At 69.9% G+C, this 26,872-nt stretch carries 27 protein-coding genes; 15 read left to right on the forward strand and 12 right to left on the reverse strand.

From position 1 onward, the window contains the following. The first annotated feature begins 71 nt into the window (after positions 1-71). Positions 72-1,547, forward strand: a complete 1,476-nt coding sequence (locus AU195_RS04150) for an AMP-binding protein (protein WP_059157826.1) — start codon at positions 72-74, stop codon at positions 1,545-1,547. On the opposite strand, the gene AU195_RS04155 is transcribed toward AU195_RS04150, so the two are convergent. After that, a complete protein-coding gene (locus AU195_RS04155; RefSeq protein WP_059157798.1) occupies positions 1,516-2,694 on the reverse strand; it encodes an acyltransferase family protein in 1,179 nt (392 codons plus the stop codon). The genes AU195_RS04150 and AU195_RS04155 overlap by 32 nt on opposite strands. A gap of 131 nt (positions 2,695-2,825) precedes the next feature. Between AU195_RS04155 and pgfA the strand changes: the two genes are divergently transcribed. Both pgfA and AU195_RS04165 read left to right on the forward strand, forming a co-directional pair. Further along, entirely contained in the window at positions 2,826-4,028 is a 1,203-nt protein-coding gene (gene pgfA / locus AU195_RS04160) for a cell envelope lipid trafficking protein PgfA (protein ID WP_059157799.1), read from the forward strand. Continuing rightward, positions 4,028-5,668 (forward strand): MmpA family trehalose lipid delivery protein, encoded by a 1,641-nt coding sequence (locus tag AU195_RS04165; protein ID WP_502687313.1) that lies wholly within the window; start codon positions 4,028-4,030, stop codon positions 5,666-5,668. The genes pgfA and AU195_RS04165 overlap by 1 nt, the downstream gene beginning before the upstream one ends. Before the next feature lie 112 nt (positions 5,669-5,780). Here the strand turns inward: AU195_RS04165 and AU195_RS04170 are convergent, their stop codons facing one another. Next, entirely contained in the window at positions 5,781-6,941 is a 1,161-nt protein-coding gene (locus AU195_RS04170) for a glycosyltransferase family 4 protein (protein ID WP_059157801.1), read from the reverse strand. Positions 6,942-7,025: 84 nt separating this feature from the next. Between AU195_RS04170 and AU195_RS04175 the strand changes: the two genes are divergently transcribed. From AU195_RS04175 to AU195_RS04185, 4 genes are all read left to right on the forward strand, one after another. Further along, positions 7,026-7,787 (forward strand): class I SAM-dependent methyltransferase, encoded by a 762-nt coding sequence (locus AU195_RS04175; protein WP_059157802.1) that lies wholly within the window; start codon positions 7,026-7,028, stop codon positions 7,785-7,787. A 46-nt stretch (positions 7,788-7,833) separates the two neighbouring features. Continuing rightward, on the forward strand, positions 7,834-9,312 hold the full coding sequence (locus AU195_RS04180; RefSeq protein WP_059157803.1) for an aldehyde dehydrogenase: 1,479 nt from the start codon (positions 7,834-7,836) through the stop codon (positions 9,310-9,312). Between the two features lie 214 nt (positions 9,313-9,526). Next, positions 9,527-9,658, forward strand: a complete 132-nt coding sequence (locus AU195_RS26110) for a hypothetical protein (RefSeq protein WP_286149119.1) — start codon at positions 9,527-9,529, stop codon at positions 9,656-9,658. 10 nt (positions 9,659-9,668) lie between these two features. Continuing rightward, entirely contained in the window at positions 9,669-10,283 is a 615-nt protein-coding gene (locus AU195_RS04185) for a TetR/AcrR family transcriptional regulator (RefSeq protein WP_286149120.1), read from the forward strand. Between the two features lie 5 nt (positions 10,284-10,288). On the opposite strand, the gene AU195_RS04190 is transcribed toward AU195_RS04185, so the two are convergent. Together AU195_RS04190 and AU195_RS04195 are read right to left on the reverse strand one after the other, a co-directional pair. Further along, positions 10,289-10,810, reverse strand: a complete 522-nt coding sequence (locus AU195_RS04190; RefSeq protein ID WP_059157804.1) for a dihydrofolate reductase family protein — start codon at positions 10,808-10,810, stop codon at positions 10,289-10,291. Position 10,811: 1 nt separating this feature from the next. Beyond that, positions 10,812-11,729 (reverse strand): helix-turn-helix domain-containing protein, encoded by a 918-nt coding sequence (locus AU195_RS04195; RefSeq protein WP_059157805.1) that lies wholly within the window; start codon positions 11,727-11,729, stop codon positions 10,812-10,814. Positions 11,730-11,808: 79 nt separating this feature from the next. Here AU195_RS04195 and AU195_RS04200 point away from each other — a divergent pair, with 79 nt between their 5' ends. Both AU195_RS04200 and AU195_RS04205 read left to right on the forward strand, forming a co-directional pair. Beyond that, on the forward strand, positions 11,809-12,966 hold the full coding sequence (locus AU195_RS04200) for an acyl-CoA dehydrogenase family protein (RefSeq protein WP_059157806.1): 1,158 nt from the start codon (positions 11,809-11,811) through the stop codon (positions 12,964-12,966). A gap of 28 nt (positions 12,967-12,994) precedes the next feature. Further along, positions 12,995-14,005 (forward strand): acyl-CoA dehydrogenase family protein, encoded by a 1,011-nt coding sequence (locus AU195_RS04205; RefSeq protein WP_059157807.1) that lies wholly within the window; start codon positions 12,995-12,997, stop codon positions 14,003-14,005. Here the strand turns inward: AU195_RS04205 and AU195_RS04210 are convergent, their stop codons facing one another. Then, positions 14,006-14,830 (reverse strand): arylamine N-acetyltransferase family protein, encoded by an 825-nt coding sequence (locus tag AU195_RS04210; protein ID WP_059157808.1) that lies wholly within the window; start codon positions 14,828-14,830, stop codon positions 14,006-14,008. Positions 14,831-14,963: 133 nt separating this feature from the next. Between AU195_RS04210 and AU195_RS04215 the strand changes: the two genes are divergently transcribed. Beyond that, positions 14,964-15,158, forward strand: coding sequence for a CsbD family protein (locus AU195_RS04215; RefSeq protein WP_059096717.1), 195 nt, complete (start codon positions 14,964-14,966; stop codon positions 15,156-15,158). Positions 15,159-15,174: 16 nt separating this feature from the next. Next, positions 15,175-16,008 carry a DUF1206 domain-containing protein gene (locus tag AU195_RS04220; protein ID WP_059157809.1) on the forward strand — a complete coding sequence of 278 codons (834 nt, stop codon included), beginning with the start codon at positions 15,175-15,177 and terminating at the stop codon, positions 16,006-16,008. A 4-nt stretch (positions 16,009-16,012) separates the two neighbouring features. Here the strand turns inward: AU195_RS04220 and AU195_RS04225 are convergent, their stop codons facing one another. The 5 genes from AU195_RS04225 to AU195_RS25605 form a co-directional block, all read right to left on the reverse strand. Then, positions 16,013-16,258 carry a hypothetical protein gene (locus AU195_RS04225; RefSeq protein ID WP_059157810.1) on the reverse strand — a complete coding sequence of 82 codons (246 nt, stop codon included), beginning with the start codon at positions 16,256-16,258 and terminating at the stop codon, positions 16,013-16,015. Positions 16,259-16,296: 38 nt separating this feature from the next. Next, positions 16,297-16,899: a hypothetical protein gene (locus AU195_RS04230; protein ID WP_059157828.1), complete on the reverse strand. Its 603-nt coding sequence runs from the start codon at positions 16,897-16,899 to the stop codon at positions 16,297-16,299. Further along, positions 16,896-17,675 carry a crotonase/enoyl-CoA hydratase family protein gene (locus AU195_RS04235; RefSeq protein WP_059157811.1) on the reverse strand — a complete coding sequence of 260 codons (780 nt, stop codon included), beginning with the start codon at positions 17,673-17,675 and terminating at the stop codon, positions 16,896-16,898. The genes AU195_RS04230 and AU195_RS04235 overlap by 4 nt, the downstream gene beginning before the upstream one ends. Positions 17,676-17,705: 30 nt before the next feature. Next, a complete protein-coding gene (locus AU195_RS04240) occupies positions 17,706-18,647 on the reverse strand; it encodes a pentapeptide repeat-containing protein (RefSeq protein WP_059157829.1) in 942 nt (313 codons plus the stop codon). Positions 18,648-18,751: 104 nt separating this feature from the next. Further along, positions 18,752-19,087 carry a DUF8129 domain-containing protein gene (locus AU195_RS25605; protein ID WP_059157812.1) on the reverse strand — a complete coding sequence of 112 codons (336 nt, stop codon included), beginning with the start codon at positions 19,085-19,087 and terminating at the stop codon, positions 18,752-18,754. A gap of 167 nt (positions 19,088-19,254) precedes the next feature. On the opposite strand from AU195_RS25605, the gene AU195_RS04250 reads away from it, so the two are divergent. Further along, positions 19,255-19,998, forward strand: coding sequence for a lysophospholipid acyltransferase family protein (locus tag AU195_RS04250; protein WP_059157830.1), 744 nt, complete (start codon positions 19,255-19,257; stop codon positions 19,996-19,998). A 142-nt stretch (positions 19,999-20,140) separates the two neighbouring features. Continuing rightward, positions 20,141-21,361 (forward strand): alpha/beta hydrolase, encoded by a 1,221-nt coding sequence (locus AU195_RS04255; RefSeq protein WP_059157831.1) that lies wholly within the window; start codon positions 20,141-20,143, stop codon positions 21,359-21,361. 16 nt (positions 21,362-21,377) lie between these two features. Here the strand turns inward: AU195_RS04255 and AU195_RS04260 are convergent, their stop codons facing one another. Next, a complete protein-coding gene (locus AU195_RS04260; RefSeq protein ID WP_059157813.1) occupies positions 21,378-22,796 on the reverse strand; it encodes a WS/DGAT/MGAT family O-acyltransferase in 1,419 nt (472 codons plus the stop codon). A 26-nt stretch (positions 22,797-22,822) separates the two neighbouring features. After that, entirely contained in the window at positions 22,823-24,046 is a 1,224-nt protein-coding gene (locus tag AU195_RS04265) for an alpha/beta hydrolase (protein WP_059157814.1), read from the reverse strand. 161 nt (positions 24,047-24,207) lie between these two features. Between AU195_RS04265 and AU195_RS04270 the strand changes: the two genes are divergently transcribed. Continuing rightward, positions 24,208-26,370, forward strand: a complete 2,163-nt coding sequence (locus AU195_RS04270) for an acyl-CoA dehydrogenase family protein (RefSeq protein ID WP_059157815.1) — start codon at positions 24,208-24,210, stop codon at positions 26,368-26,370. A 131-nt stretch (positions 26,371-26,501) separates the two neighbouring features. Continuing rightward, entirely contained in the window at positions 26,502-26,750 is a 249-nt protein-coding gene (locus AU195_RS04275; RefSeq protein ID WP_059157816.1) for a hypothetical protein, read from the forward strand. Positions 26,751-26,872 lie beyond the last annotated feature (122 nt).

Below are 26,872 nucleotides of genomic sequence, written 5' to 3' on the forward strand. Positions count from 1 at the left end.
CAAACGCCGACACCGCACGCGGCCGCAGCCCTAGCATCGGGCCTGTGCCACAGCTGAACACCGCTGCCGACGTGGTCGTCGGCGTACCGCCGATCGGGACCCGGTTCTCGCATCTGGCTTCGCGCGATCCCGACGCGCCGGCGTTCACCTGCGCCGGCCGCACCGTCACCCGCGGTGAACTCGACGCGACCACCAACCGCCTGGCCCGCGCATACGCCGAACTCGGTGTGCGACAGGGTGATTACGTGACGGTACTGCTGCCCAACTCGATCGAGTGGGTACAGGCGGTGCTCGCGGCGTGGAAACTCGGCGCGGTGCCGCAGCCGCTGTCCGCCCGGCTGCCCGACGCCGAGCTGGCCGGCCTGCTGGCGCTTCGGCCGCCCGCCCTGCTCGTCGGGCGCACCGACCCCAACGGTGTATGCCCTAGTGTGCCTGCTGATTTCGTGCCGGATCCGGCGTTGCCGGCCGAGCCGCTGCCGGAGGCCGTCTCACCTGTGTGGAAGTCGATGGCCTCCGGCGGGAGCACCGGCAGGCCGAAGCTCATCGAGGCCGGTAACGACAGCCGGGTGCCGTCGGCGATCGGTCTGCCGCTGGGCGCCGAGGAGGGCGACGTCAACCTGGTGTCGGTGCCGTTGAGCCACAACACCGGGTTCACCACGTTCGCGATCGGGCTGCTGATGGGCCACCACGTGGTGGTGATGCCCCGGTTCGATCCGCACGAGTTCCTGCGCCTGGTCACCGAGCACCGGGTGACGTTCCTGACCACGGTGCCCACGATCATGCAGCGCCTGCTGCCGGTCTACCGGGCCGATCCCGATGCCTACGACCTGTCGTCGATCCGGCGGTTCTGGCATGTCGGCGCGCCGTGCCCGCCCGCGGTCAAGGAGGCCTGGATCGACATCCTCGGCCCGCAGGCGCTGTGGGAACTGTACGGCGGCACCGAGTTACAGGCGCTGACGTTCATCTCCGGCGAGCAGTGGCTGACCCACCGCGGGTCGGTCGGCACCGTGGTGGCCGGGGAGATGACGGTGCTCGACGACGACGGCAACCCCTGCCCGCCCGGCGTCGTCGGTGAGATCTACATGCGCCGCTCGCCGGGCGCCGCCCCGACCTACCGCTACATCGGCAGCACCGCGAAGAGCCGCGACGGGTGGGACTCGCTCGGCGACCTCGGATACTTCGACGAGGACGGCTTCCTCTATCTCAACGACCGGCGCGTCGACATGTTCACCGTCGGCGGTCGCAACGTCTACCCGGCCGAGATCGAATCGGCGCTGTCGGCGCATCCGGAGGTGCTGTCGTGCCTCGTCGTCGGCGTACCCGATGACGACCTGGGCCAGGTTCCCTACGCGCTCGTGCAGCCGCTCGCGGGGTCGTCGCTCGACGAGGCGGCGGTGGCGGCGTTCGTCGCCGAGCGGTTGGCCGGCTACAAGGTGCCGCGCACCGTCGAGTTCAGCGACCATCCGCTGCGTGACGACGCGGGCAAGGCGCGCCGCTCCGCCGTACGCGCCGAGGTCATCGCGAGATCGGCTCGGGCACGTCGTTGACCGCACTGTCCAGCGGCGGCGCCCGGTGCACCGGGGTGGCGCGGCGGAACTCCCAGCGCCGCAACGCCTCGCGGCAAAGGCTTTCCACCAGCGCGTAACTGACCGCGGCGAGCGCGAAGCCGAACACCAGCGTCAGCGTCAGCACCAGCGGCATGTGGCCGTTGAAGGCGAACTCCCCGACCATCGGGAACACCATCGCCAGCGCGGCGAGATGCCAGACGAACAGCCCGTAGGACCAGCGACCGAGCGTCACCATCACTCGGCTGCCCAGTATCCGGTGCGGGGTGTCCGGCCGGTCGAGCACCAGCGGTGCCAGCAGCGCACCGGCCACCACGGCACCCATCGCCGTCTTGAGGATGACCTGGCCGATGGTGCCCGGCTGCAGACCTTCCCGGCCGGCCAGCGGTGAGGCGGCGACCGTGAAGGCCAGCACCGCGATCAGCGCCATGAGGACGCGTCGGCGCGCCAACCGGTGAGCCCACCCGACCGGTGTGACGGTCAGTTCCGCCAGCACCATGCCCGCGGCGAACCAGGAGAAGAAGGCGGGCGGCCAGTTCCACAGGTTGTGGCCTGAGTCGGGGTCCGACGGGATGTAGACCCAGAACAGGCTGGCCACCGCGACCGCGGCGATGACGGCGATGCGCGCCCGGACGGGCACGCGGCGCGCCAGCAGGGCCAGCAGGGGCAGCGCCAGATAGAAGCTGACCTCGACCGACAGGCTCCACATCTGGGTCAGTCCCGCGGTCAGGGTGAGCGGAACGTAGATCTGCGTCAGGCTCAGGTTGGCCAGCCACACGGTCAGGTCCGGATCGGTGTCCGGGAACAAGGCCAGGATGATGACGACCGCGACCAGGTAGCCCGGCATGATGCGGACGATGCGCGAGCGCAGGTAGTGGGCGGTCGGCGGGGCGGTCCGCAGCCCCCTCGCCGCGGCGGCGTGGCCGCGCCACAACAGGAAACCCGACAGCGCGAAGAACACCGCGACCGCCAGGTCGAACCGTCCGAAGAACCGGCCGTCGGCCCCGCTGGTGTGCCCGGTCTGGAATGCGACGTGGGTGACGACGACGCCGATGGCCGCGCAGGCGCGCATGCCTTCGACGGCGGGCAGGAACGACCGCGTCCCGCCGATCTCCTGGCTGCTCGTCACGGCGACCAGTGTGCCAGCGCGGCGGGTTGGTTCGGGCGGGGAAGGCCTCGCCGGTCTCCAGTAAGTTCCGCCTTAATGTCTGCTGTTAGGGTCAAACGGGTTTTGCCGGCCCGAGCCGAAGGAGGCACGGTTTGAACCGCGCAGTGGCGCTGCGGATCGCGGCGTGCGGACTCATGGGGCTCGGTGCTGCCCTACTGATCGCCGCGCTGTTGCTGTCCACCTATACCAAGGGCAAGATCGCCAAGGTTCCGCTCGACATCGACACGACGTTGGTCAGCGACGGAACCGGCACGGCCTTCGATCCGGCGTCGCTGCTGGGCGAGCGTTTCGTCGTGGACCGCGACATCCCGATGTCGTTCCAGCAGCAGATCACCGTGGAGTCGCCGTCGAACGCGGACGTGGTCACCCTGCAGGTCGGCAGCTCGCTTCGGCGCACCGACAAGCAGCAGGACAACGGTCTGCTGCTGGCGATGGTCGACACCGTGACCATGGACCGGTCATCGGCGATGGCGGTGTCGAGCGAGAGCAATCCGGGTGGCGCGGTGCAGAAACCGCGGGCCATCGAGGACGACCAGCCGCCGACCAACATCGCGCTGCCGCACGAAGGGCTGACCTACCGGTTCCCGTTCGACACGGAGAAGAAGACCTACCCGCTGTTCGACCCGATCGCCCAGAAGGCCTTCGACGCGAACTACGACGGCGAAGAGGACGTCAACGGCCTGACCACCCTGAAGTTCACCCAGAACGTCGGATACGACGCCGAGGGCAAGCTGGTCGAACCGGTGAAGTACGCCTCACTGTACGAAGACGACGCCGACGCCCAGGTCACCGCTCGCGCCGCGCTGTGGGGTGTCGAGGGCGATCCGGAAGAGCCGATCACGATGAGCCGGTTCTACGCCGCCGAGCGCACGCTGTGGGTGGATCCGGTGTCGGGCACCATCGTCAAATCCGACGAGCACGCCTACCACTACTACGCGCGGGACGCCCTGCGGCCCGAGGTGACGTTCGCGGACTACCGGATCACGACGAACGAGGAGTCGGTCGAGTCCCAGGTGGCCAGCGCCCGCAGTGAACGCGACCGCGTCGCGCTGTGGGGCCGCATCCTGCCGATCACCTTCACGGCGGTCGGACTGGTGCTGCTCGTGGGCGGCGCCTTGCTCGGATCGTTCAGCCTGCGCGCGGAGTCGGCGTTGATCGATCCGGGACTCGACGAGGCCGACCACGGGTTCTTCCAGCGCGACGACGCCGGTGAACCGGTGCCGGGCGCCGAGGCCAAGACCGAGAAACTGCCGGCCCAGCGGCCGACCGATCTACCGCCCGACAGACCGGTCTGATCTCCCGCCACCTCCCGCCGGTCTACGCGCTGGCGCTGTCGCTGATCGTGACCGCGCCGCTGCTTGCGCCTGGTTACCTGCTGCTGCGCGATGCGGTGTCGACGCCGCGGTCGTATCTGTCCGATGCGGCGCTGGGCCTCTCCGAGGCGGCGCCCCGCGCGCTGCCGCAGGACTTCTTCATGGCCCTGGCGTCGCAGGTGCTCGACGGCGGTGTGGTGGTCAAGGCGCTGCTGGTGGCCGGGCTGTGGCTGGCCGGATGGGGTGCGGCACGGCTGGCGTCGACGGTGGTGCCCGAGGCGGGCGTGGCCGGGCAGTGCGTGGCGGTCACCGTCGCGGTGTGGAATCCCTACGTCGCCGAACGCCTGCTGCAGGGGCACTGGAGCCTGCTGGTCGGGTACGGCTGCCTGCCGTGGGTCGCGCATGCGGTGCTGCGGCTGCGCGACGGGTCCGGTCCGTGGTGGCCGCTGCCGTTCTGGATCGCCGTGGCCGGGTTGACCCCGACCGGGCTGCTGCTCGCTGCGGTGGTCGCGGCGGTCTCGGTGTGCGCGCCGGGTGAGGGCCGCCGTCGGGTCGCCGTGCTGGGCGCGGCGCTCGCAGCGGCGGTGGTGAGCGCCCTGCCGTGGCTGGTCGCGGCGGCGGTGTCCGGGTCGCTGGCCGTGTCGCCTGCCGCGGGGTTGCCTGCGTTCGCGGCGCGGGCCGAGCCGGGCCTCGGAACGCTGGGCAGCCTGGCCGGGCTCGGCGGCATCTGGAACGCCGATGCGGTACCGGGCTCGCGCACAACGGTATTCGCGGTGGTGGCGACGGCCGTGCTGCTCGCGGTGCTGGCCGCCGGGGTGTCGGTGGTGCGGCGGCGGCCCGGGGCTCTGCCCCTGCTGGTCCTCGCCGCGGCCGCGGTGGTCCTTCCCGCGCTGATGGCCACGGGTCCGGGACTCGCGGTGCTCGAGCACACGGTGCGGGCGCTGCCGGGGCTCGGCGTGCTGCGGGACGGGCAGAAATGGGTGGCGTTGGCGCTGCCCGGTTACGCCGTCGCCGGGGCGGGTGTGGTGCCGGCGCTGCGGCGGGTGTCTCCGGCGGTGTCGGGTGCGGTGTGCTGTGCGGCGTTGATCGCGGTACTGCCGGATCTGGCGTTCGGCGTGGGTGGACAGCTGCGGGCGGTGCAGTACCCGCCCGGGTGGGCGGCCGCGGCGGCGGTGATCAACGCCGATCCGCGGCCAGTGGCGGTGCTGCCGCCGGACAGTATGCGTCAGTTCGCGTGGGCAGGCGAGGCGCCGGTGCTCGATCCGTTGCCGCGCTGGGTGCGCGCCGACGTGTTGAGCACCGGTGACCTGGTGATCGGCGGGGAGACGGTCCCCGGCGAGGGCGTGCGCGCACGGGCGGTACAGGACCTCGTCATGCGGGGGGCGCCGGTGGCGGAGTTGGCTGACGCCGGGGTGGGCTGGGTGGTGGTCGAATCCGGCGGCGCCGCACTGGATCTGCCGGTCGCGTACCGCGACGACGAGCTGGCGGTGTACCGGGTCGGCGGGGACCGCCCGGGCTCGCCGGATCGGGGGTTGCTGATCGCGGCACACGCCGCGTGGCTGGGGTTGTGGGTCGGCGCATCGGCGGTCGGGGTCATCGGCAGGGTGCGCGGGCTCCGCTGAGGCGCCGCAGCGCGCCGGAAGGGCATGTCCCTCTCGAATTGGATATCACCGGCGATAGCGAATTCCAGCCGCACACACCGCCCGGAGTTCGGTGCAGATGTGACAGACGAGGTCAGACGACGCCGCTGACGAAACGCCCATCCAGCATCGCCTCGAAGACCGACCGCATCGCCGCAGCGGTCTGCCGCCACGAGAACTCCACGCTGCGCGCCTGCGCCTTGGCGCCGAGCTCCGACCGCAGCACATGGTCACCGAGCAGCCGCTCCAATGCCGAGACCAACTCCACCCGGTCGTCCACCAGCAGCCCCGTCACCTCGTCGACGATCGAATCCGTCAACCCCCCCGACGAGCGGTACCCGATCGTCGGCACACCATGCTGCCCCGCCTCGGTCACCGCGAGGCCCCAGCCCTCCTTGCGTGACGGCAACACATGCACCCAACTCTGCTGCAGCACAAGGTGCTTCGTCACGTCATCAACGTGGCCGTGGAACGTCACCGCATCCGAGATCCCGGCCAACCGGGCGTGGTCGACGAGTTTCTGCTGCCACCAACCACCCCCGAGCACGTCGAGGTGCAGATCCGGGATGATCGGGCGCAGCGCGGCCACCGCATCCAGCGCGTCCTCGATCTGCTTGTGCGGCACCAGCCGCGACAGCACCGCGATCCGCGGTGTCGCCGAACGCGGTTCGGCCAACGTCGACGCCGGCGCCTCGTCGAGCCCGTTGCGCACCACCGCGATCCGGCCCGCGTCCACCCCGAGATCGGTCAGATCCCGCGCCGACGGCAACGACACCGTCACGTACTGCGCGCGACGGTGCGCCCGCGGCGACACCGTCGACTCCACGAACCACCCGATCCGTCCGAACAGCCGCCCGGCCACCGGCCACTGCTCCCGATGGCAGTGGTGCACCAACACCGCCACCCGCCGGCCGTACACCAACCGTGCCAGGAACGGCACCCCGTTCTGGGTGTCGACGACGACGTCGGGGCGCACCCCGCGCAGCGGACCGAGACCCATCCGCGCCAGCGCCATCACCAGCAGCGCCCACGGATACACCGAGTACCGACCACCGCCGCGGCTGATGTGGACCCCGTCGACCACCGAGCGGCGCGCGGCCCCGTCGTAGCGGGCCGTCCGCAGCGTGACCCGCACTCCGGACGCGGCCAACTGCTCACCGATCCGCTGCAGGTACATCTCGCTTCCGCCGCCCTGCGGATGCCCCGTGTCCCGCCAACACAGCAGCAGGACGGAACGAAGCGGGGGCGCAGACATCGCCCGACAGCCTAACCGGCCTACCCCGCGGCGAACGCCTCGAGCTTTTCTCCGCCGGCCCGGCGGCTGCGTAGGGTCGGTCGCGTGTCCGCCACCACGCTGTTCGCGCGACGGGCGACGCTGTCCCGGTCGGTCCGGTTGCTCCGCGAATTCCGCTTCGAGCAGTCCGATCCGCCCCGGTTCTACGGCGCGCTGGCCGACGACACCGCCGCGATGGTGACCGACCTCTGGCAGGGCGCGACGGGGACGACGCCGGGTGGCCGCACGGTGCTCGACGTCGGCGGCGGCCCCGGGTTCTTCGCCGCCGCCTTCGCCCGCCGGGGGATGGACTACGTCGGCGTCGAGCCGGACCCGCGGGAGATGCACGCCGGCCCCGCGGCCACTGCGGGATCCGCCAGGTACGTGCGCGCCTCGGGTATGTCATTGCCCTTTGCTGACGGCAGCGTCGATGTGTGCCTGTCCTCGAACGTCGCCGAACACGTCCGTCACCCCTGGCGACTGGGCAACGAGATGCTGCGCGTCACCCGGCCCGGGGGCCTCGCCGTACTGTCCTACACCGTCTGGCTGGGGCCCTTCGGCGGCCACGAGATGGGCCTGACCCACTACCTGGGCGGCGCCCGGGCCGCCGAGCGGTACACCCGCAGACACGGACACCGGCCGAAGAACGACTACGGTTCGTCATTGTTCGCGGTCACCGCGCGGGACGGCCTCGAGTGGGCGGCGAGCACCGGCGCCCTGATCGCCGCATTCCCCCGCTACCACCCGCGATGGGCGTGGTGGACCGACGCCGTGCCAGGTCTGCGGGAGTTCGTCGTGAGCAATCAGGTGCTGGTCCTGCGGCCCTGACTGCAACAGGTTCTCGTTTCCCCGTCCAGTCGGTAGTGTGACGTCCATGACACAGACCGTGCAGACAGCTCACAAGACGACGTGGGACAAGCTCTTCATCGGCGGCCAGTGGGTGCAACCGTCGACCGACGAGGTGATCGACGTCTTCTCCCCCGCCACGGGCGAGAAGGTCGGTCAGGTTCCGATGGCGGCCGAGGCCGACGTCGACGCCGCATGCGCCGCCGCGCGCAAGGCCTTCGACGAGGGGCCGTGGCCGAGGATGTCGCCCGAGGAGCGCGCCGCCGTGCTCGGCGCCGCGGTGAAACTCATGGAGGAGCGCGGCGCCGAACTCAAGTACCTGCTCGCCGCTGAGACCGGTCAGCCCCAGACGATCGTCGACATCATGCAGTACGGGGCGGCGATGTCGGCGTTCACCTATTACGCCGGCGCGGCCGACAAGTTCCAGTGGAGCGAGATCCGCGACGGCATCTACGGCCAGACGCTGGTCACCCGTGAGCCGATCGGCGTGGTGGGCGCGATCACCGCCTGGAACGTGCCGTTCTTCCTCGCCGCCAACAAGCTCGGCCCGGCGCTGCTGGCCGGCTGCACGATCGTGCTCAAACCCGCCGCCGAGACGCCGCTGTCGGTGTTCGCGATGGCGCAGATGTTCCTCGAGGCCGGACTGCCCGAGGGCGTGCTCTCGATCGTGCCCGGCGGCCCGGAGACCGGACGCGCGCTGACCGCCAATCCCGAGATCGACAAGTACACCTTCACCGGCAGTTCCGCGGTCGGCAAGGAGATCGGGAAGCTGGCCGCCGAGAGGCTCAAGCCGTGCACGCTGGAACTGGGCGGCAAGTCGGCCGCGATCGTCCTCGAGGACGCCGACCTGGACTCGACGCTGCCGATGCTCGCGTTCTCCGGGGTGATGAACTCCGGTCAGGCCTGCGTCGCCCAGACCCGCATTCTCGCGCCGCGGTCGCGCTACGACGAACTGGTCGAGAAGCTCGCGAACTTCGTGGCCGCGATGCCCGTCGGCCTGCCCGACGATCCGAACGCCGCCATCGGACCGCTGATCAGCGAGAAGCAGCGTGAACGCGTGGAGAGCTACATCGCCAAGGGCAAGGAGGAGGGCGCCCGGGTGGTCACCGGAGGCGGCCGTCCCGACGGGCTCGACAGCGGGTGGTTCGTGCAGCCGACGGTGTTCGCCGACGTCGACAACTCGATGACCATCGCCCAGGAGGAGATCTTCGGACCGGTGCTCGCGGTGATCCCCTACGACACCGAGGACGACGCGATCCGCATCGCCAACGACTCGGTGTACGGGCTCGCGGGCAGCGTCTGGACCACGGACAACAAGAAGGCGCTCGAGGTGGCGAGCAAGATCCGCACCGGCACCTATGCGGTGAACATGTACGCATTCGACCCGGGTGCGCCGTTCGGCGGCTACAAGAACTCCGGCATCGGCCGCGAGAACGGCCCCGAGGGCATCGAACAGTACTGCCAGGCCAAGAGCACGCTGCTGCCGTTCGGCTACACCCCGGAGTAGTCCACGACCGAAAAAAGGGCTCCCACCTGCGGGTGGGAGCCCTTTTCGCGGCTGCTGAAGTTGGTGTGGCGCTCGCCCCGGGGCCGCCGGGGCGGGCGCCGGAGATCATTATGCACACACTCATATTCGGACGCCAATCCCGGGTGCGCAGGTGGCAGGTTGTGCCATTTTCTGACCTGTTCTATGCTTTTCGTCATAGAGAAAGAGGCACGTCATGTGGGTGGTCGAGCTCAACATCGCCGGTCTGCGGTTCGTCCATCACCTACCGCGTCGACGCCGCCTCCTGCTCTCCCCGCGCGGGCTCGCCTGGCGAGCGACGCCGCAGCGCCCGTCCCGTGTCGCCTGACCGAGAGTTGATGAAGACCTCCACCAAGCGCGGTTCCACGCGCACCAACATGCTCATCGGCGCCGCCGAGGTGCTCCGCGAGCGCGGCGCGGCCGGCGTCACCATCGACGAGGTGCTGCAGCGCAGCGGCGCACCGCGCGGCAGCGTCTACTACCACTTCCCCGAGGGCCGCAACCAGATCGTCTCCGAGGCCCTGCAGTTCGCCGGGGAGTCGATCACCTCGCTGATCGACGAGGCCGCCACCAAGGGCGGCCTGCACCTGGTGAACCGCTTCGTCGAATTCTGGGACCGCGTCCTGGCCGACAGCGATTTCACCGCGGGCTGTCCGGTGGTCGCCGCGGCGATCGGTTCATCCGAGGACGGACCGCAACTCACCACCGTCGCCGGGGCGATCTTCGGCCACTGGCGCGATGCGCTGACCCGCGCCTTCGAGGTCGACGGATGCGAGCAGGCCGAGGCCGCGTCGCTGGCCATCACGAGTATCGCCGCGCTCGAGGGCGCCGTCGTGCTGTGCCGCGCCACCCGCGACCTGGACCCGCTGCGCCAGGTGCACACCCAGCTCGAATTCTTGCTCAAATCACGAGAATTCATCCGCCGCAACGGCATACCCACGGGCACCAACTGATCGGTTCACGCCACCCGCCAACGCGCACAGACGAATTCGCGATTGACCGCCGACTCGACGAGTCGCCACTCCGACCGCACCGGAAGGACGCGCGAACCACCCCCGAGTGTGCACGGCGCATAGCTGACGATCATCTCGTCGACCAGACCCGCGGCGACGAACTGCGCGGCCAGGTCACCTCCGCCGACCACCCACACGTGCTTGCCGCCGGCCGCAGCCACCAGCGTCGCATGCAGTTCGGTCACATCCCCGGCGAAGGTCTGCACGGGGTGCCCGGCGGCGACGATGTGCGGACGGTGGGTCACCACCCAGGTCGGTTGCGAGTACATCCATTCGCCTGGTTCGTTCTTCACGATCCACTCGTAAGTGGCCGCCCCCATCACCAGCGCGCCGACGGTCTCGACGAACGCGTCGTAGTGGAACGGTCCCTCGGGGTCGATGTCGCGGGACATCAGCCAGTCCAGGCTGTCGTCGCCGTCGACGATGTAGCCGTCCAGGCTCGACGCGGTGTAGTACACGGTCGCCAACTCAGTGCCTCCTCATCCAGTCCAGCGGATCTCCCTGTTCCGTCGGCACGCCCAGTGCGGCGAGCATGGACCGGGCCAGGCCGCGTCGATGCGCCGAGAACGTCAGGACGTGCGCGACGATGCCGTGGAGCTGGAACGACTCGGGCGGATCGCACAGCGCGTCGATCACGGTGTCACCCATCCGTCCAGCCGACGAATACTCCGAAACCATGGCGACCCAACGGCTTCCGATGTCCGCGTGCCGGGCGGCGAGTTCGTCGGCCGTCAGGGATCCGTCACGCGCGGGGAAGTCGCGGCCCTCGATGGTGGCCAGCCACACCTCCTTGGTCCATACCAGCGCACCCAGCACGGCGCCCACACTGGGTTCCGGGCCGTCCCAGTGCAGCACCACCTGACCGGGTGACACCTCCTGGCGCCACTGCCCGTCGCTCAACAGCCGGGCGCGGTCGATGAGGTGGGCCGTGTCGGCGATGTCGTGGGCCACCATGAGCCGGCTCGGGTCGGGCTCCTTATCGGTGCCGTCGCCGTCGAGCCAGAGCGACTGCGGCGGATGGAAGTGCAGTCCGTTGGGTGCGGGCACCCGGAACCCGACGTCGCCGGCGCGCGAGGGCGGCACGCCGAACGTCCGGCGAAAGGCCCGGGAGAACACCTCGGGCGACGACCAGCCCTCATCGGCGGCCACAGAAGCGACGGTCTCGCCGCAGCGCAGCCGCCAGGCCGCGCGTTCCAGCATGATCCGTCGGCGCAACGCGGCCGGTGGTTCGCCGGTGAGCCGGCGCACCTCTCGGGAGAAGTGGAACTCCGAGGCGTAGCTGCTGCGCGCCATGTCGCCCACCTCGGCGTTGGACGCGTCGACGACGGCGTCGAGCAGTTCGCGTAACCGGTCGCGCCGCGCCGGCGTCGTGGCGTGCTCACTCACGGATCCGAGTATGGTCGCCGCCCGCCCAGAGGGACATGACGATTCCTGCTGCGTGCGTGCTCACTACACTTCACCGCCAGTGAGTGAATTCGAGGCGCTGTGCGCCAACAACGACGATTTGGCGACGCTGCGGACGTCGATCCGGGAGTTCCTGGCCGCCGATCGCGCGGCGTACGGCTGGCAGCCCGCCGTCGACTGCTGGCTGGCGGCGTGGGACCCGGCGTTCAGCGTGCGGCTGGCCGAGGCCGGGTTCGTCGGGCTGACCATCCCCACCGAGTACGGCGGACACGGCCTGGGGCATCTGCACCGCTACGTCGTGACCGAGGAACTGCTGGCGCACGGTGCACCGGTGGCCGCGCACTGGATCGCCGACCGCCAGGTGGCGCCCGGACTGTTGGCGTACGGCACGGAGGACCAGCGCCGACGCCTGCTGCCCCGCATCGCCGCGGGCCGGTTGTCCTCGGCGATCGGGATGAGCGAGCACGGCGCCGGTTCGGACCTCGCCGCGGTGGCCACCCGCGGCACGCAGGTCGACGGCGGCTGGCGGATCGACGGGACGAAGGTGTGGACCAGCGGAGCCCACGTCGCCGACCAGGTCGTGGTGCTGGCGCGCACCGCTCCGGTCGACCCCGACCACCGGCACGCGGGGTTCAGCCAGTTCATCGTCCGGACCGACGCACCCGGGGTGACGATCAGCCCGATCGTGCTGATGAACGGCGAACACCACTTCAACGAGGTGCTGTTCGGCGGGGTGTTCGTCCCGGATGCCGATGTGCTGGGCGAGATCGGGAACGGCTGGCACCAGGTGACGGCCGAACTCGGGTTCGAGCGCAGCGGCCCGGAACGGATTCTGTCGACGGCGACGCTGGTGTTCGAGGCGGTGGCCGCCCTCGGTCGCGGCGACGTCGACGACCGCACCGCCGCCGAGGTGGGCGACCTGATGGCGCGGATGGTGTCGTTGCGCCAGCTGTCGATCTCCGTGGCCCGCGAACTCTCCGCGGGGCGCGACGCGAACACCAGGGCGGCGCTGGTGAAGGATCTCGGCACCCGCTTCGAACAGGAGTCCGTGGAGATCGTCGCCGATCTGCTCGCCTACCTCGACGACGACGCGCCCGAGGCCGACCGGTTGCGCGGACTGCTGGCGACGGGCCGGTTGCACTCCCCGTTGTTCACGCTGCGCGGCGGGACGAATGAGGTGTTGCGGGGAGTGGTCGCCCGCGGGTTGGGGGTGCGATGAGCGCTTGCGCGAAGAGCCGAGGAAGCAGATGAGCGACGAATTACGCGATCTGGTCGACGATCTCGCGCGTCGCTCGTACGACGCGCGGATGGGTCAGCGCACCCGCCCGGAGACCTTCGACGCCGATCTGTGGCGGCACCTCGAGGAGACCGGGCTGAGCCGGTTGACCACCGCCGAGGACGCCGGACCCGCGGAGTCGGCGATCGTGCTGGCCGGCCTCGCGCGGCGCAGCGCCGCCGTCCCGGTGGCCGAGACCGATCTGCTGGCCGCATGGCTGGCCGGTGCGGCCGGCCTCGACGTCCCCGCGTCGGGTCCGCTGACCGTCGCCGCGTGCGACGGCGTGGTACGCGACGGACGGGTCACCGGGACAGCGCGCCGGGTGCCGTGGCCGCGCGATGCGACGGTCGTCGCCGCGGTGCGGACGGATGGAGGCCTTCAGGTCACCGTGCTCGACGACCCCGCGATCACCGACGGGGTGGATCTGGCGGGTGAGCCCCGCGGTGAGGTCGGCGTCGACGTCCCCGAGAACGCCTGTGCGCGGGTGGATGTCGCGTTGGCCGACGAGCTGATGCGGCGGGGTGCGTGGGCGCGGTGCGTTCAGACCATCGGTGCGTTCGACGCCGCCGCCGACCTGACCGCCGCCCACACCAGGGAGCGGGTCCAGTTCGGCCGGGCGCTGAGCAGGTTCCAGGCCGTCCAGCATGCACTCGCGGCGATGGCCGGCGAGATCGAACGCGCCCGTGCCACCACGGACCTCGCCGTCGCGGCGGCGGCCCAGTACGGATTCGGCGCGCCCGCAACGGATTACGCGGTGACGGTGGCCAAGGTGACCGTCGGGCGCGCCGTCGAACCGGTCACGACGATCGCCCATCAGCTGCACGGGGCCATCGGGGTGACCGTCGAGCACCCGCTGTGGCTGTCGACGATGCGGGCCCGCGGTTGGGTCGACGATTTCGGCTCACCCGCGCGGCACGCCCGCGAACTGGGGCGGCTCGCGCTGTCGGCGGGCAATCCATGGGATGTGCTGGTCGCGCCGTAGTCAGCTGTCGAGGACCTCGTGGATGCGCTGCTCGACGTCGGCGCGGTCACCGAGGTCGGTCACGTCGATGCCGAACCGCTCGGTGAGCGCGTCGAGCACCTGCGCGGCGGTGTCGAACCTGGTCTGCTCGCTGCCCTCGGCGCGGTGCACCGTGAGGTGACGGCCCCGCATGTTGACCCGGGCCTCGTCGGTGACCAGCGCGGCGGTCAGGCCCACCACGAACACCGAAGCGGGATGGGTGGAGACGTACCAGCTGCCGACCTCGAGGTCGATCAGCGGCTGCGGCCGGTCGGTGAACAGGTACAGCGGACGCCACTCGCCCCGGATGAGCGACTCCAGGACGTGACCATCGCCGTGGTCGCGGATCCGGTACGGCTCGTGTCTGGTGCGCTGTTCGACGCCGGTCTCGAAGCGCAGCGGCGAGGACAGCGTCTGGCCGCCGAAGCCGACGTCGACGAGGAAGCGGCCGACCGTGTCCGGCACCGTCACCACCAACAGTTGGTGGGTCTGGGCGGGCAGTGCGTCGTCATGGCGCATCCACACCACCCGCCCGGCGATCCGCTCGACGCCGAAGCCCAGATCCTCGAGCACGTAACCCATCAGCCCGTTGTGCTCGTAGCAGTAGCCGCCGCGCCGCCGGTACACGAGCTTGTCGGTCAGGGCGTCCGCGCCGAGATCGGCGACCGGTGTGCCCAGCAGCGGGTCGAGGTTCTCGAACGGGATGGACCGGTTGTGTGCGGCGATCAGCGCCCGCAAGGTCTCGAGCGTCGGGTCCGCCGTGCCCCGGTGGCCGATCCTGGTGAGGTACGCCGCGGTGTCGGTCATGACTCCATGGTGTGACCTCAAGAGTGGTTGAGGTCAACCTCGCCCGATTTTCCGCGATGCCGATGCGCCGGAACGGGTAACCCCTCCTCGAGCGTCTCGACTACCGGGACACCGAGATACGAGGGGCAACGACATGGGCTTCAGCGGTAAGGCGAGGAACAAGCTGCAGCAACTGCAGGGCCGGATGCGGGCGGGCGCCGGCGGCGCGGTCGGCGATCCCAACATGCGGGCGCGGGGCCGTGGCGACGAGCGGATCGCACATCTCAAGGACGCCGGAGAGAAGGTCAAGGACGCCTTCCGGTCGCGTCGCCGGCCACGCGGGTACTGAGCGGAGTCCACCGGCGGTGACAGACGAGACCGGCGCCGCCGGTGCGGTTCGCGTCGCGACGAACCATCGGGGGGCGCAGATCGCGGCGCGCACTGGCTATCTGATCAACGGCGTGCTGCATCTGCTGATCGCCTACATCATCTTCCGTATCGCGATCGGCTCCGGCAACGGTGACGACGCGGACCAGTCCGGCGCGCTGGCCACGCTCGCCGCGACGAAGGGAGGGTTCGTCGCGCTGTGGGGCGTCGCGGTGGCTCTGGTGCCGCTGACCCTGTGGCGGCTGGCGGAGACGGTTCTCGGCCTGCATCCCGGCGAACACCACGAGCCGAATCCGGACCCCGACGACTTCCTGATGATCAACCGGCTCAAGGCGCTCGGACTGGCTGCCGTGTACGCCGCGGTGGCGGCGATGGCCGTACAGTTCGCGCTCGGCAGCCGCGATTCCAGCGCCGAGCGGAGCGTGGGCCTGAGCACCTGGCTGATGCGCACGCCGGAAGGCAAGGCGGTGCTCGCGCTGATCGGTCTCGGCATCACCGCGGTGGGCTGCTACTTCGCGTTCAAGGGTGCGTCGCGGCGATTCCGCGGCGACCTCAACATCTCCGGTGGACGGCTGCTCACGGTGCTCGGGGCATTGGGACATGTGGCGGAGGGCCTGGTGCTCGCGGTCGCCGGGGTGCTGGTGATCGTGGCGTCGGTGCGGGCCGATCCGTCGAAGGCCACCGGACTCGACGGCGCGGTCAAGGCGCTCGGGCAGATGCCGGCCGGTTCGGTGCTGATCGGTGTCGCCGCGGCGGGTTTCGCCGCCTACGGCCTGTACAGCTTCGCGCTCACCCGCTACGCGCGGATGTGAGCGCTCACTCCGGAATGACGCCCTGCCCGTCGTGTTCGGCGACCGTCTCGACCCGGTGCGCACCGGGGGACTCGGGCAGTTCGTGCCGGCCACCGGCGGAGCGTCTGCGCAGCAGCCACACCACACCGGCGGCGACGGCCACCCCGGTGACGATCAGCGTCGGCCACATCGCGAGCTGCGCCAGCCACAGCCGCCGCTGCACCTTGAAGAGTCGCTGCTGGGCGTGCCGGAGTCGATTCACCGTGTCCATGCCGTCACTGTGCCCGCGACCGGCCCTCGAAAAACCCGTCAACCGGTCTCGACGATCGTCGTGGTGACCGAGACGAGCTGCGGGGCGGCAGGCGCGGAGGCGAAGCCGAAGTTCACCGGCGGCCGAAGTGGTTGCAGCGCAATCAAATCCGTATCCCGGTAACGGCCCGTGACCGCGGTGATGCGGCGGGAGCGACGCACCCCGTAGAACTCCCGTCGGCCGTTGCCCGCCGTGCCCGCGGTGTGCACGCCGCGCACCAGGCGCGACGCCACCGGGTCGATGGCCCGCAGCCACCAGGGCGCCGTCGCGAGCCTGCCGGGGATCAGCCGCAGCAGCCGGTCCAGCGGCGCGGGCCCCCCGATCGACACGTCGACGTCGAGTGCCGCGCTGCGCACGCTCAACCGGTCGCTCTCCAGCGTCGCGGCCACCGGCCCCACCTCGACCCGGTCGAAGTGATAGGTCGAGGCGACGAAGTCGGCCACCGCGTCGCCCGGGGCCAACAGGACGCGCTGTTCGTCGGGCTGCTGAACCATCACGTCGGTGAACGCACCGAGCGGCGACGTCTGCCACCTGCCGACGACGATGCGCACGCCTGCCTCGGTCCCGAACCCGGCGATGTGGCCGGTGAATACGTGTCTCAGCTGCCGGTCCACCTCGGTGGCCGCTTCTCCGCGAATGCGACCGCCCCTTCTCGGGCGTCGTTGCTCGCGAACACCGGCATCAGGATCTTCATCTGTTCGGCGAACTGCTGTTCCGGGCTCCAGCCGCGCGACTCGACGATGATGCGTTTGGTCGCGGCCACGGCCAGCGGCCCGTTGGCGGTGATGCGCTCGGCGAGCGCGAGCGCGGCGTCCAGCGCACCGCCCGGTTCGGCCAGCACGTTGACCAACCCGAGTTCGTGGGCGCGCTCGGCGGGCAGGTTGTCCCCGGTGAGGGCGAGTTCCATCGCGATCGCGTAGGGGATGCGCTGCGGCAGTCGCAGCAGCCCGCCGCCCCCGGCGACCAGACCGCGCTTGACCTCGGGGATGCCGAACGCCGATTCGCGGGACGCGACGATCAGGTCGGTGGCCAGCGCCAGTTCGGTGCCGCCCGCCAGCGCGTAACCCTCGACGGCCGCGATCAGCGGTTTGACCGGCGGCCGCTCCGTGAAACCGAGCCCGCGGCCCTCGATGTCGACCCGCTCACCGCGGGCGAACGCCTTGAGATCCATTCCCGCGCAGAAGCTCCCACCTGCACCGGTGAGGACACCGACCGAGAGGCCGGCGTCCCCGTCGAGCCGGTCCATCGCATCCGCCAGGCCCCGGCTGACCGCGGCGTCGACCGCGTTCTTGGCCCTGGGCCGGTTGATGGTGATCACCAGGATGCGATCCCGCTGCTCGACGAGGACGACGTCTTCACTGTTGGCTTCGTTGCTCACGCGGCTGATGCTAACCCGCGTGGTCGTCGACTAATCGTCGTCGCCGCCGCCGTTGTCCTTGGTGTCCGATGCCTTGGCGGTGCCGCTGTCGCCACCGTCGCCGCCACCGTTGTCGTCGTTGTCGGCGGCGCCCGTTTCGGCCTTCCGGCCGCTCCGGGTGACGGCCTCGCCGCCGGTGTCGTCCTCATCCTGGGCGGCCGTGGTCCTCAGCGCGCTGGTGCTCGGCTCCTCGTCGCCGGTGTCGGCGGTGCGGCCGGTGCTGATGCCCGGGTTCCCGGCGTAGCGGATGCCGACGTTGAAGGCGCCGACGGTGTAGTCGCCGGTGTTGAAGAACCCGACGTTGCCGACACCGGTGTTGCCGACTCCGAAGTTGAACTCGCCGGTGTTGAAGAACCCCACGTTGTACGAACCGGTGTTACCCGCGCCGAAATTGCGCTCGCCGCCACGGTTGTCGAACCCGACGTTGAAGTCGCCCTCGTTGTCGCCGCCGATGTTGAAGTCGCCGTCGTTGTCGTAGCCGATGTTGAAGTCGCCCACGTTGCCGGTACCGATGTTGAAGTCGCCGTCGTTGTCGCCGCCGATGTTGAAATCACCGGTGTTGTTGGCCCCGGCGTTGAACAGACCCTCGTTGCCGTAGCCGAGGTTGGGCGTGCCGGTGAGCAGGCTGAGCTGGATACCCGGCCTGCCGTCCTCGGGGTCGAGGCCGCCGACGTCGGGAAGCGCGATCCGCGCGGAGACGTCCGGTTCCGGCGCGGGCGCCACGAACGCCGCCGTGACCGATCCGGAGGCGGCCGCCGCGGATCCCACCGTGGGTCCGTTCACCGGCGAGACGGTGGTGCTGGCCGCCATCGGCGCGACGGCGACGTCGGCCCGGGTGGGGTCCAGGACGGGGGCGTTGGACCCGCCGACGATCAGGCCCGCGCCGGCGAGGGAGACACCGGCGATGAGATACGAACGGGCGGAGACTTTCATGGTCACTCCTGGTGAGGTGCGGAACAGGCGGATGGTGACCGTGAGATTCACTGCCCGTAGTAGCTACAAACGCAAGGAGTGCTGACGAGAGTCTTACGTGCCTCTCAGGGCTTGCCCCGCGACGGCGTCTGGTTGGCGACGCCGTGACGCAGCGGCGTGCTGGCCTCGGCGGCGGTCGATTCCTGGACTCGCGAGCCGCCCGCGGTGCCGCTCACCCCTGGCGCGTTGGACTGGTCACCGCCCGACGGCTCCGCCCCGCCGTGCAGTTCCTTGAGCCGGGCGTGCAGCACCTCGAGCACCGGGATCCGGTTGCCGTGCTCGGTCTCGTGGTCGAACAACGACCGCAGCTGAGGTTCGTCGAGCGACCGGATGCGGTGCCGCAGATCGGGCAGCGCCAGCTGGTCGTAGTCCTTCAGCGGGAGTTCGTCACGGGTAGCCATACGCTACGGGTGCCCACCGGGGCCGCTCGATAACCAGGCGCGCGGTTGGGAAAGCGCGGCTGGGCTGGGTACCATAAAACTAGAACACGTTTCAATTCGACCCGAGGGGGAGAGCCGTGCCGTCGTCGGACATCGCGAAATGGGATCCGGCCTTCACCGAACGGGTGATGGGCGTGCTGCGACCGCTGCTCAAGACCTACCACCGCGCCGAGATGCGCGGTCTCGAGGAGTTCCCGTCCGCGGGCGGCGCGCTGGTCGTGTCGAACCACTCCGGTGGCCTGTTCGCGATGGACGTGCCGGTCTTCGCCGCCGGCTTCTACGAGCAGTTCGGCTACGACCGGCCGGTCTTCACGCTGTCGCACGACCTGTTGATGACGGGGCCGACGGCCGAGTTCTTCACCAGGATCGGCTTCATCCGCGCCAACCACGAGAACGCCGACGAGGCGCTGAGCTCGGGTGGCGTGGTGATCGTGTTCCCCGGCGGGGACTACGACGTCTACCGGCCGACGCTGGCCGAGTCCAAGATCGACTTCGGCGGGCGCACCGGATACGTGCGGGCCGCGCTGAACGCCGGCGTGCCCCTGGTGCCGACCGTGTCCATCGGCGGTCAGGAGAGCCAGTTCTACCTCAGCCGCGGTGAGTGGCTGGCCAAAACGATCCGCCTGGACAAGTTGCTGCGGGCCAAGATCCTGCCGATCTCGTTCGGCTTTCCCTTCGGCCTTTCCGCTGTGCTGCCGGTCAACCTGCCGCTGCCCACCAAGATCGTCACCCGGGTGCTCCCGCCCATCGACATCACCGCGGAGTTCGGCGAGGAACCCGACATCGACGAGGTCGACGCCCACGTCCGTCACGTCATGCAGCGGGCGCTCGACGAGCTGGCCGCCGAGCGTCGCTTCCCGGTGCTGGGCTGACCGCGTTTCGACCGCCCGTGCACCGGCTACCCCCGGGGGACCGATTTTGCACGTCCGAGAGAATCTGGCGAATCACACAGTGCACAGAGACATCACGGTGCTCGACTACGTGACCCGCAAGACCGCGAAGCCGAGGCGGGTGTTGTCGAAGCCCAGGCCGCTGCTCGCCACGAGCGCCGAACTGCTCAACGCCGCCAACGCCGTACAGCCGTTGGGCCGCAAGGGTTACGTGACCATACCGACGTTCGCGTTCGGCTGGCCGACGTCGGAACTCGCCCCGCTGTATCTGACCGGTTCGGTGCTCGACGCCGTCCGTCGGGGCCTGCGCGGGCACTTCAGGACCCCGACCGGCCGCGCCGCACTGGTGCTCAAAATCCTCACCTGGGGCCTGCTCGCGCTCACCCAGCATCGAAACATCAAGTCCGAACCGCATTTCGAGGTCGGCCTCCGGGAGGCGCTCGGCGAGGACTACACGTCGGTGGCGGCGGAGTCCCAACCCGCGCGCCGTCGCGGCGGCATCTTCCGGACCGGGTGGTCCCGCAGGCGGTACGTGGAGAAGAAGGGCACCGTGCGGTACGGCCCGCACCGGGCGAACACCGCCGACATCTGGCGCCGCAGTGACCTCCCGCGCGACGGCCGCGCCCCGGTGCTGCTGCAGGTGCCCGGCGGCGCGTGGGCCATCGGAATGCGCCGCCCGCAGGCCTATCCGCTGCTCAGCCACCTCACCGAACGCGGCTGGGTCTGCGTGTCGATGGGATACCGGATCAGCCCGCGCCACACCTGGCCGGCCCACATCGTCGACGTCAAACGGGCGCTGGCCTGGATCCGGGAGAACATCGCCGACTACGGCGGTGACCCCGATTTCGTCGCGATCACCGGCGGATCGGCCGGCGGGCATCTGACCGCACTCGCCGCGCTGACCCAGAACGACCCGCAGTGGCAACCCGGCTTCGCCGACGCCGACACGTCGGTGCGGGCCGCGGTCCCGGTCTACGGCCGCTACGACTGGTTCTCCGGCGACGGGGAAGGCCGGCCGCAGTTCATCGCGTTCCTGCAGAAGTTCGTCGTCAAGAAGCCGTTCCGGGGCAACCGTCGCGAGTACCTCGACGCCTCCCCCATCACGAAGGTGCACCCGGACGCACCACCGTTCTTCGTGCTGCACGGCGAGGACGACTCGATCATCCCCGTTCCGGAGGGCCGGGAGTTCGTGGAGGAACTACGCAAGGTGTCGACGGCTCCGGTCGCGTACTCGGAGATCCCGCACGCCCAGCACGCATTCGACTTCTTCGGTTCCCCGCGCGGGCACTACACCGCTCGGGCGATCGAACGCTTCCTGTCCTGGGTGCACGCACAGCACCGCTGAGCCGCTGAACCGCCCCTCACGGCGCCATCGCGGTCTCGACCACCGTCAGATCATCGGAAAGGCCTGCCGCCGAACGGATCTCGATGAACGCCTCGACCATGGCGTCGGTCAGCTCATGCGGGTCCTCGACGGTCGCGCCGTCGGAGAGCACCGAGATGTTCAGCTGGTCGACGTAACTCCACACGGTGATGTTCAGCCCGCTGCCCGTGGTCAGCGGGCCGACCGAATAGATCTCGGTCACCAGGGCGCCCCCCACGCGGCCCCGCTCACGCGGGCCCGGCACGTTGGAGATCGGCAGGTTGAGGACCTTGTTCTGACCGTCCTTGTTGCTCAGCCACCGGAACAGCGCCTCGGCCGGCGCGGGCGGGAAGTACGACGACCACCGACTGACCAGTTCGGGGCCGATCAAGTGGTGGCTCTCCTTGGCCGACGCCGCGGCGTTGTGGCACTCCTGCACGCGCTGCAGCGGATCCTCGATCTGCACGGGTATGCACACCAGGACACCGGTGAAGTAGTTACCCGAGATGCGCTCGGGGTTGAAGTCGAAGCTCACCGGCACCGATGCCAGCAGCGGGTGGTCGGCGTTCCCGTCGTAGCGCAGCAGCAGCGTCCGCAGCGCTCCGGCCGAGATGGCCAGCACCAGATCGTTGAGCGTCACCCCGAGGTGTTTGGCGGTCTGCTTGATATCGGCGAGAGCCAGTGTGGCCGTGGCGAATTTGCGGACCCCGTCGACCTTGTGGTTCATGAACGACGGGGGCGGGGTGAAGGGCCGGGTCAGTTCCGGTGAGAGTTTGCGGGAACTCCGCCGAACCCTTTGCAGGCCTTGGGCGGTGTAGCGCCAGTTGGCCGGCAGCCTGCCGATCTGGCGCAGATGGTCGCGGAACGCCGTGCGGACCAGCTCTCCGCGGCTCGGGGCCGGGTCGGTGGCGTACGAGTCGCGGTCGTGCTGCGGGCCGGGCTGCAGGTCCATGCCGCGGGCCATCAGGTTGGCCGAGGCGATGCCGTCGGCAAGTGCGTGGTGGATCTTGCCGAGCACGGCGATCTTGCCGTCGGCCAGCCCCTCGATGAAGTACATCTCCCACAGCGGTCTGCTGCGGTCCAGCGGCGTGCTGGCGATGCGGCCCACCGCTTCGTCGAGTTGCCGTCGCCCGCCTGGGCTTTCGACCCGGTACGGGCGGATGTGGTACTCAAGGTCGACCTCGCAGTTCTCCCGCCACATCGGGTGGTGGAACTTGAACGGAATGTCGACCAGTTCGTAGCGGAACGGGTCGAGTTTGTAGAGCCGGCTGTGGATGACCTGACGGAACTCCTCGACGCCGAAGCTGCGGCCACCCAGGTCGTCGAGCTGGATCACCGCCAGCTTGAGCGTGTGCATGTGCACCGTGGGCGTCTCGCTGTACAGCAAGAACGCATCCCACCCACTGAGCCGCTTCACGAATCGCCTCCTCCTGCTCGAGGCGTCTATATAACCTCTCGCGCGCCGATCAGAGTACGGTTCTTGTGGATCTGGTTGAGGAACAACCCGATTGCGGTGGCCATCGAACCCGTTCGGGCGCCGTCGATCATGTCGAAACCGTGTCCTGCGCCGGGCAGTTCCATGTAGCTGACCACCGACCTCGACTTCGCCCGGAGTTTCTCGACGAAGCTGCGGGCCTGCCAGACCGGGATCACGCTGTCCCCGCTGCCGTGGATGACCAGGAAGGGCGGCGCCTCCGAGTGCACCTGCGCCATCGGCGATGCCTTACGGAACAGTTCGGGATGCCGAGAGATCTTGCGCTTTACCACGACTCGTTCGAGGAAGTCGACGAAGCGGGCACGCTCGGCGGTGGACCGGTCCTCCCAGTCGTAGCGGCCGTAGATGCCGACCACCGCGTCGACGGAGGTGTCCGAACCCTCCGGCAGCTCACACTGCATCTCCGGGTCGTTGATCGTCAGGCCGGCCAGCGCGGCGAGGTGGCCACCGGCCGATGACCCCGCGATCGCGACGAAATTGCGGTCGCCGCCGTACTTGTCCACGTTGGCCCGCGCCCAGGCGATCGCGGTCTTGACGTCGTGCAGGTGGGCGGGCCACGGGTGGTGCGGCGCCACCCGGTAGTCGATGGACAGGCAGACCCAGCCCATTTCGGCCAGGTGCGACATCATCGCGTATCCCTGCAGCAGGCGGCTGCCGTGCACCCACGCGCCGCCGGGGACGAACACCAACACCGGGGCCGGTTCGGTCGGAAGCTTCTTGGGACGCCAGACGTCGAGCAGTTGCGAGGGCAGCGGCCCGTAGCGCACCGAGGACTTGTGGACGTTGCGGCGGTGTTCGAAGGTCTTCCACAGCGGCGGCACCTTCTCGGGCGCCGGCCAGTCGATCGCCAGATCGGCGGCGGGAACCACTCCGCGCAGCGCCTGATCGGAGACCTGGTGGGTCAGGTCGCGCTCACGTTGGCGAACTTCGGCGTTACCGGGGTCGAACCACGACTTGGCCGACGCCGAGAGCAGCTCGGGCATCTGGCGGTAACCCCACACCCCCATCGCCGCCAGCGCGCCGAGGGGTTCGAGATGCTTGCCGATGACCGGCAGCGAAGCCGAGGCGACGCTCATCGCGAGCATGTGATCAGCCGGCTTGGCGTTGAGCAACCACCTTGCGCGAGACCACAATGTCGGACCGGGATACCGGGTGTCCGGTCGTACCGTCATGGCGCGACTGTACCCCTGTGGCGAATTCCCAAACGACAAGATCGCCAAGTTGTCTACCCATCATTTCGACAGCGATTTTGTAACGTCGCTCACACCTGTGCTGACCGGCCCTTATGGGTTAGCGTCAGCCGATCCGGCCGAAAAAAATCAGAGGACCAACTGTGCGCAAATCCGCCCTGGCGATCACCGACGACCACATCGCGCTCGCCGAATCGGCGCTCGGCCGGCTGGACCGGTCCGGGTCACGGGCAGCCGCCCGGGCCACCCTCGAGAAGAGGCCGGCGCACCCCGACGATCTGTGGCGCGCGGCCGCTGACCTGGGGTGGACCGGTCTGGCGGTGGCTGAACAGTACGGCGGAGCCGGCTTCGGACTCGCCGAACTGGCGATCGTGCTGGAGGCACAGGGCCGCGAACTCACCCCGGGCCCGTTCCTGCCGTCCGTCGCGGCCTCGGTGGTGCTCGACCGGTGCGCCGGCGACGAGGTGCGGGCCGATCTGCTGCAAGCGCTGACGAACGGCGACGCGGTCGCCGCCCTGGGTCTGACCGGCACCTTCACCATCGGTCCGGACGGATCGGTGGCCGGGGAGGCGCCCACGGTGCTCGGGGCGCCCGACGCCGACCTGCTGGTCCTGGTCGCCGGGGACGACGTGGTGGTGCTCGACGCGGCGGACGTCACCGTCACCGCCCTCGACGGGATCGACACCACCCGCTCCATCGGCGCCGTCACCGTCCGTGATGTGCGGATATCGCCCGCCCGGGTGTTGACCGGGGCTGCCCGCCACGCGCGGACGGTGTTCCGCATCCTCGGCGCGGCCGAGGCGGCCGGGGTGGGGTGGGCGTGCCTGGACATGGCCGTCGAGTACGCGAAGGTGCGCGAGCAGTTCGGCCGCACCATCGGCACCTTCCAGGCCGTCAAGCACCACGCGGCGAACATGCTCGTCGACGCGGAACAGACCACCGCGGCCGTGTGGGACGCCGCGCGGGCCGACGACCTCGACAGCGCATGGTTTCCCGCCGCGGTCGCCGCATCGCACGCCATCCGCGCGTCGGTGTTCCTCGCGCAGAACAACATTCAGCTCCACGGGGGTATCGGCTTCACGTGGGAGCACGACGCCCACCTGTACCTGCGGCGGGCACGCTCGCTCGCCGCGCTGCTCGGCGAGGGATCCGATCCACTGGCCGACATCGTGAACGCCCAACGCGACGGCCGGGCCCGCGGCGCCTCGTTCACGCTGCCCGCCGAGGCCGAGGAGTACCGGGCGGCGGCGCGTGAGGCGGCGGCGGAGTGGCGTGCGTTGCCCGACGACCGCAGGCGCGACTTCCTGGTCGACTCCGGGTATCTGGTGCCGCACTGGCCGAAACCGTGGGGGCGGGCGGCCGGGCCACTCGAACAACTGGTCATCGAGGAGGAGTTCCGCGACGTCGACATCCCGGATATGGGGATCACCGGGTGGGTCACGCTGACCATCGCCCAGGCCGGCACCGACGACCAGCGACAACGCTGGGTCGAACCGGTGCTGCGCGGCGAGGTGATGTGGTGTCAGCTGTTCTCCGAACCCGGCGCCGGATCCGACGCCGCTGCGGTGCGCACGGCCGCCAAGCGGGTCGAGGGCGGCTGGCGGGTCACCGGCCAGAAGGTGTGGACCAGCCTGGCGCACCTGTGCCAGTGGGGGCTGGCGACGGTGCGCACCGATCCGGAGGCGCCCAAACACGCCGGCGTGACGATGATGGCGATCGACATGTCCGCCGACGGGGTGACGGTCAATCCGCTGCGCGGGCTCACCGGTGACGCGCACTTCAACGAGGTGTTCTTCGACGACGTGTTCGTGCCGGACGCCGACGTGGTCGGCGACGTCAACCGCGGGTGGCTGGTGGCCCGCGCGACGCTGGGCAACGAACGGATCTCCATCGGGGGCGGCTCCGGGGCGCCGACCGGCTTCTCGGCCGACGACCTGGTGGCACTGCTCGACGCCGCACCCGCCGACGTCGCCGCCGCTCATGTACGTCGCGCCGGTGCGGTGATCGCCGAGGCGCACACGTTGCGGCTGCTCAACCTGCGTCGCGCCCTCCGGGCCATCGCCGGTGCCGAACCCGGCCCGGAGGGCAACGTCACCAAGCTTCTGGTCGCCGAACAGTGCCAGCGGCAGACCGAACTCGGCATGGATCTGGCGGGCGCCGCCGCCGTGGTCGGCCAGACCCCGCTGCTGACCCGCGCCTACCTGGGCAACCGCGCGATGACGGTCGCGGGCGGCACCTCGGAGATCACCCGCAACACGATCGCCGAGCGGATCCTCGGCCTGCCGCGCGATCCGCTGCTGCGCTGACCCGGCGATCGGTTCCTGCCAGCCGTCGGTCAATCACTGCCAACGGGATGGATGGCGCTGACCTGCAGGTTGATGCAGTCAGACCGGCCAGGAAATCCCTCCAGACCGAACGGACACGAAGAGGCAAGAACATGAACAAGTTCGGATTCGCCACCATCATCGCCGGCGGACTGGCCACCGGATTCCTGGCCTTCGCCGCCCCCGCCCAGGCCGCCCCCTCCGGACCCGGCAACGCCGCCGACACCATCAGCTCCCTCGACGACCGCGGCTACCAGGTCCGCGTCACCCAGCAGGGCATGAACAAGCCGCTCGACCAGTCCAGCATCGTCTCGGTCCGCTACGACAACGACGACCGCATCGTCCACGTCACCACCCGCTGACCTGTCGACCACACCGTTGAGACTGCGGTGAGATCGTGTTCTCAGCCGGCGGTTTCAAGCGGTCGATGCAACAGCTGGTGGGTTGGACAGTAGTTGGTTGAGGGCTTCGGCCGGTGTTTTCC

The sequence above is a fragment of the Mycobacterium sp. IS-1496 genome, assembly GCF_001499995.1.
In the GTDB taxonomy this organism is placed as follows: domain Bacteria; phylum Actinomycetota; class Actinomycetes; order Mycobacteriales; family Mycobacteriaceae; genus Mycobacterium.

Excerpts from the sequence above, each read along its gene's own strand:
- AU195_RS04170 (WP_059157801.1), bottom strand. The coding sequence starts at position 6,941 with ATGTCTGCGCCCCCGCTTCGTTCCGTCCTGCTGCTGTGTTGGCGGGAC.
- AU195_RS25605 (WP_059157812.1), bottom strand. The coding sequence starts at position 19,087 with ATGGCTACCCGTGACGAACTCCCGCTGAAGGACTACGACCAGCTGGCG.
- AU195_RS26110 (WP_286149119.1), top strand. The coding sequence starts at position 9,527 with ATGTGGGTGGTCGAGCTCAACATCGCCGGTCTGCGGTTCGTCCATCAC.
- AU195_RS04185 (WP_286149120.1), top strand. The coding sequence starts at position 9,669 with ATGAAGACCTCCACCAAGCGCGGTTCCACGCGCACCAACATGCTCATC.
- AU195_RS04210 (WP_059157808.1), bottom strand. The coding sequence starts at position 14,830 with ATGACCGACACCGCGGCGTACCTCACCAGGATCGGCCACCGGGGCACG.
- AU195_RS04225 (WP_059157810.1), bottom strand. The coding sequence starts at position 16,258 with ATGGACACGGTGAATCGACTCCGGCACGCCCAGCAGCGACTCTTCAAG.
- AU195_RS04250 (WP_059157830.1), top strand. The coding sequence starts at position 19,255 with ATGGGCGTGCTGCGACCGCTGCTCAAGACCTACCACCGCGCCGAGATG.
- AU195_RS04240 (WP_059157829.1), bottom strand. The coding sequence starts at position 18,647 with ATGAAAGTCTCCGCCCGTTCGTATCTCATCGCCGGTGTCTCCCTCGCC.
- AU195_RS04275 (WP_059157816.1), top strand. The coding sequence starts at position 26,502 with ATGAACAAGTTCGGATTCGCCACCATCATCGCCGGCGGACTGGCCACC.
- AU195_RS04265 (WP_059157814.1), bottom strand. The coding sequence starts at position 24,046 with ATGACGGTACGACCGGACACCCGGTATCCCGGTCCGACATTGTGGTCT.
- AU195_RS04215 (WP_059096717.1), top strand. The coding sequence starts at position 14,964 with ATGGGCTTCAGCGGTAAGGCGAGGAACAAGCTGCAGCAACTGCAGGGC.
- AU195_RS04180 (WP_059157803.1), top strand. The coding sequence starts at position 7,834 with ATGACACAGACCGTGCAGACAGCTCACAAGACGACGTGGGACAAGCTC.
- AU195_RS04205 (WP_059157807.1), top strand. The coding sequence starts at position 12,995 with ATGAGCGACGAATTACGCGATCTGGTCGACGATCTCGCGCGTCGCTCG.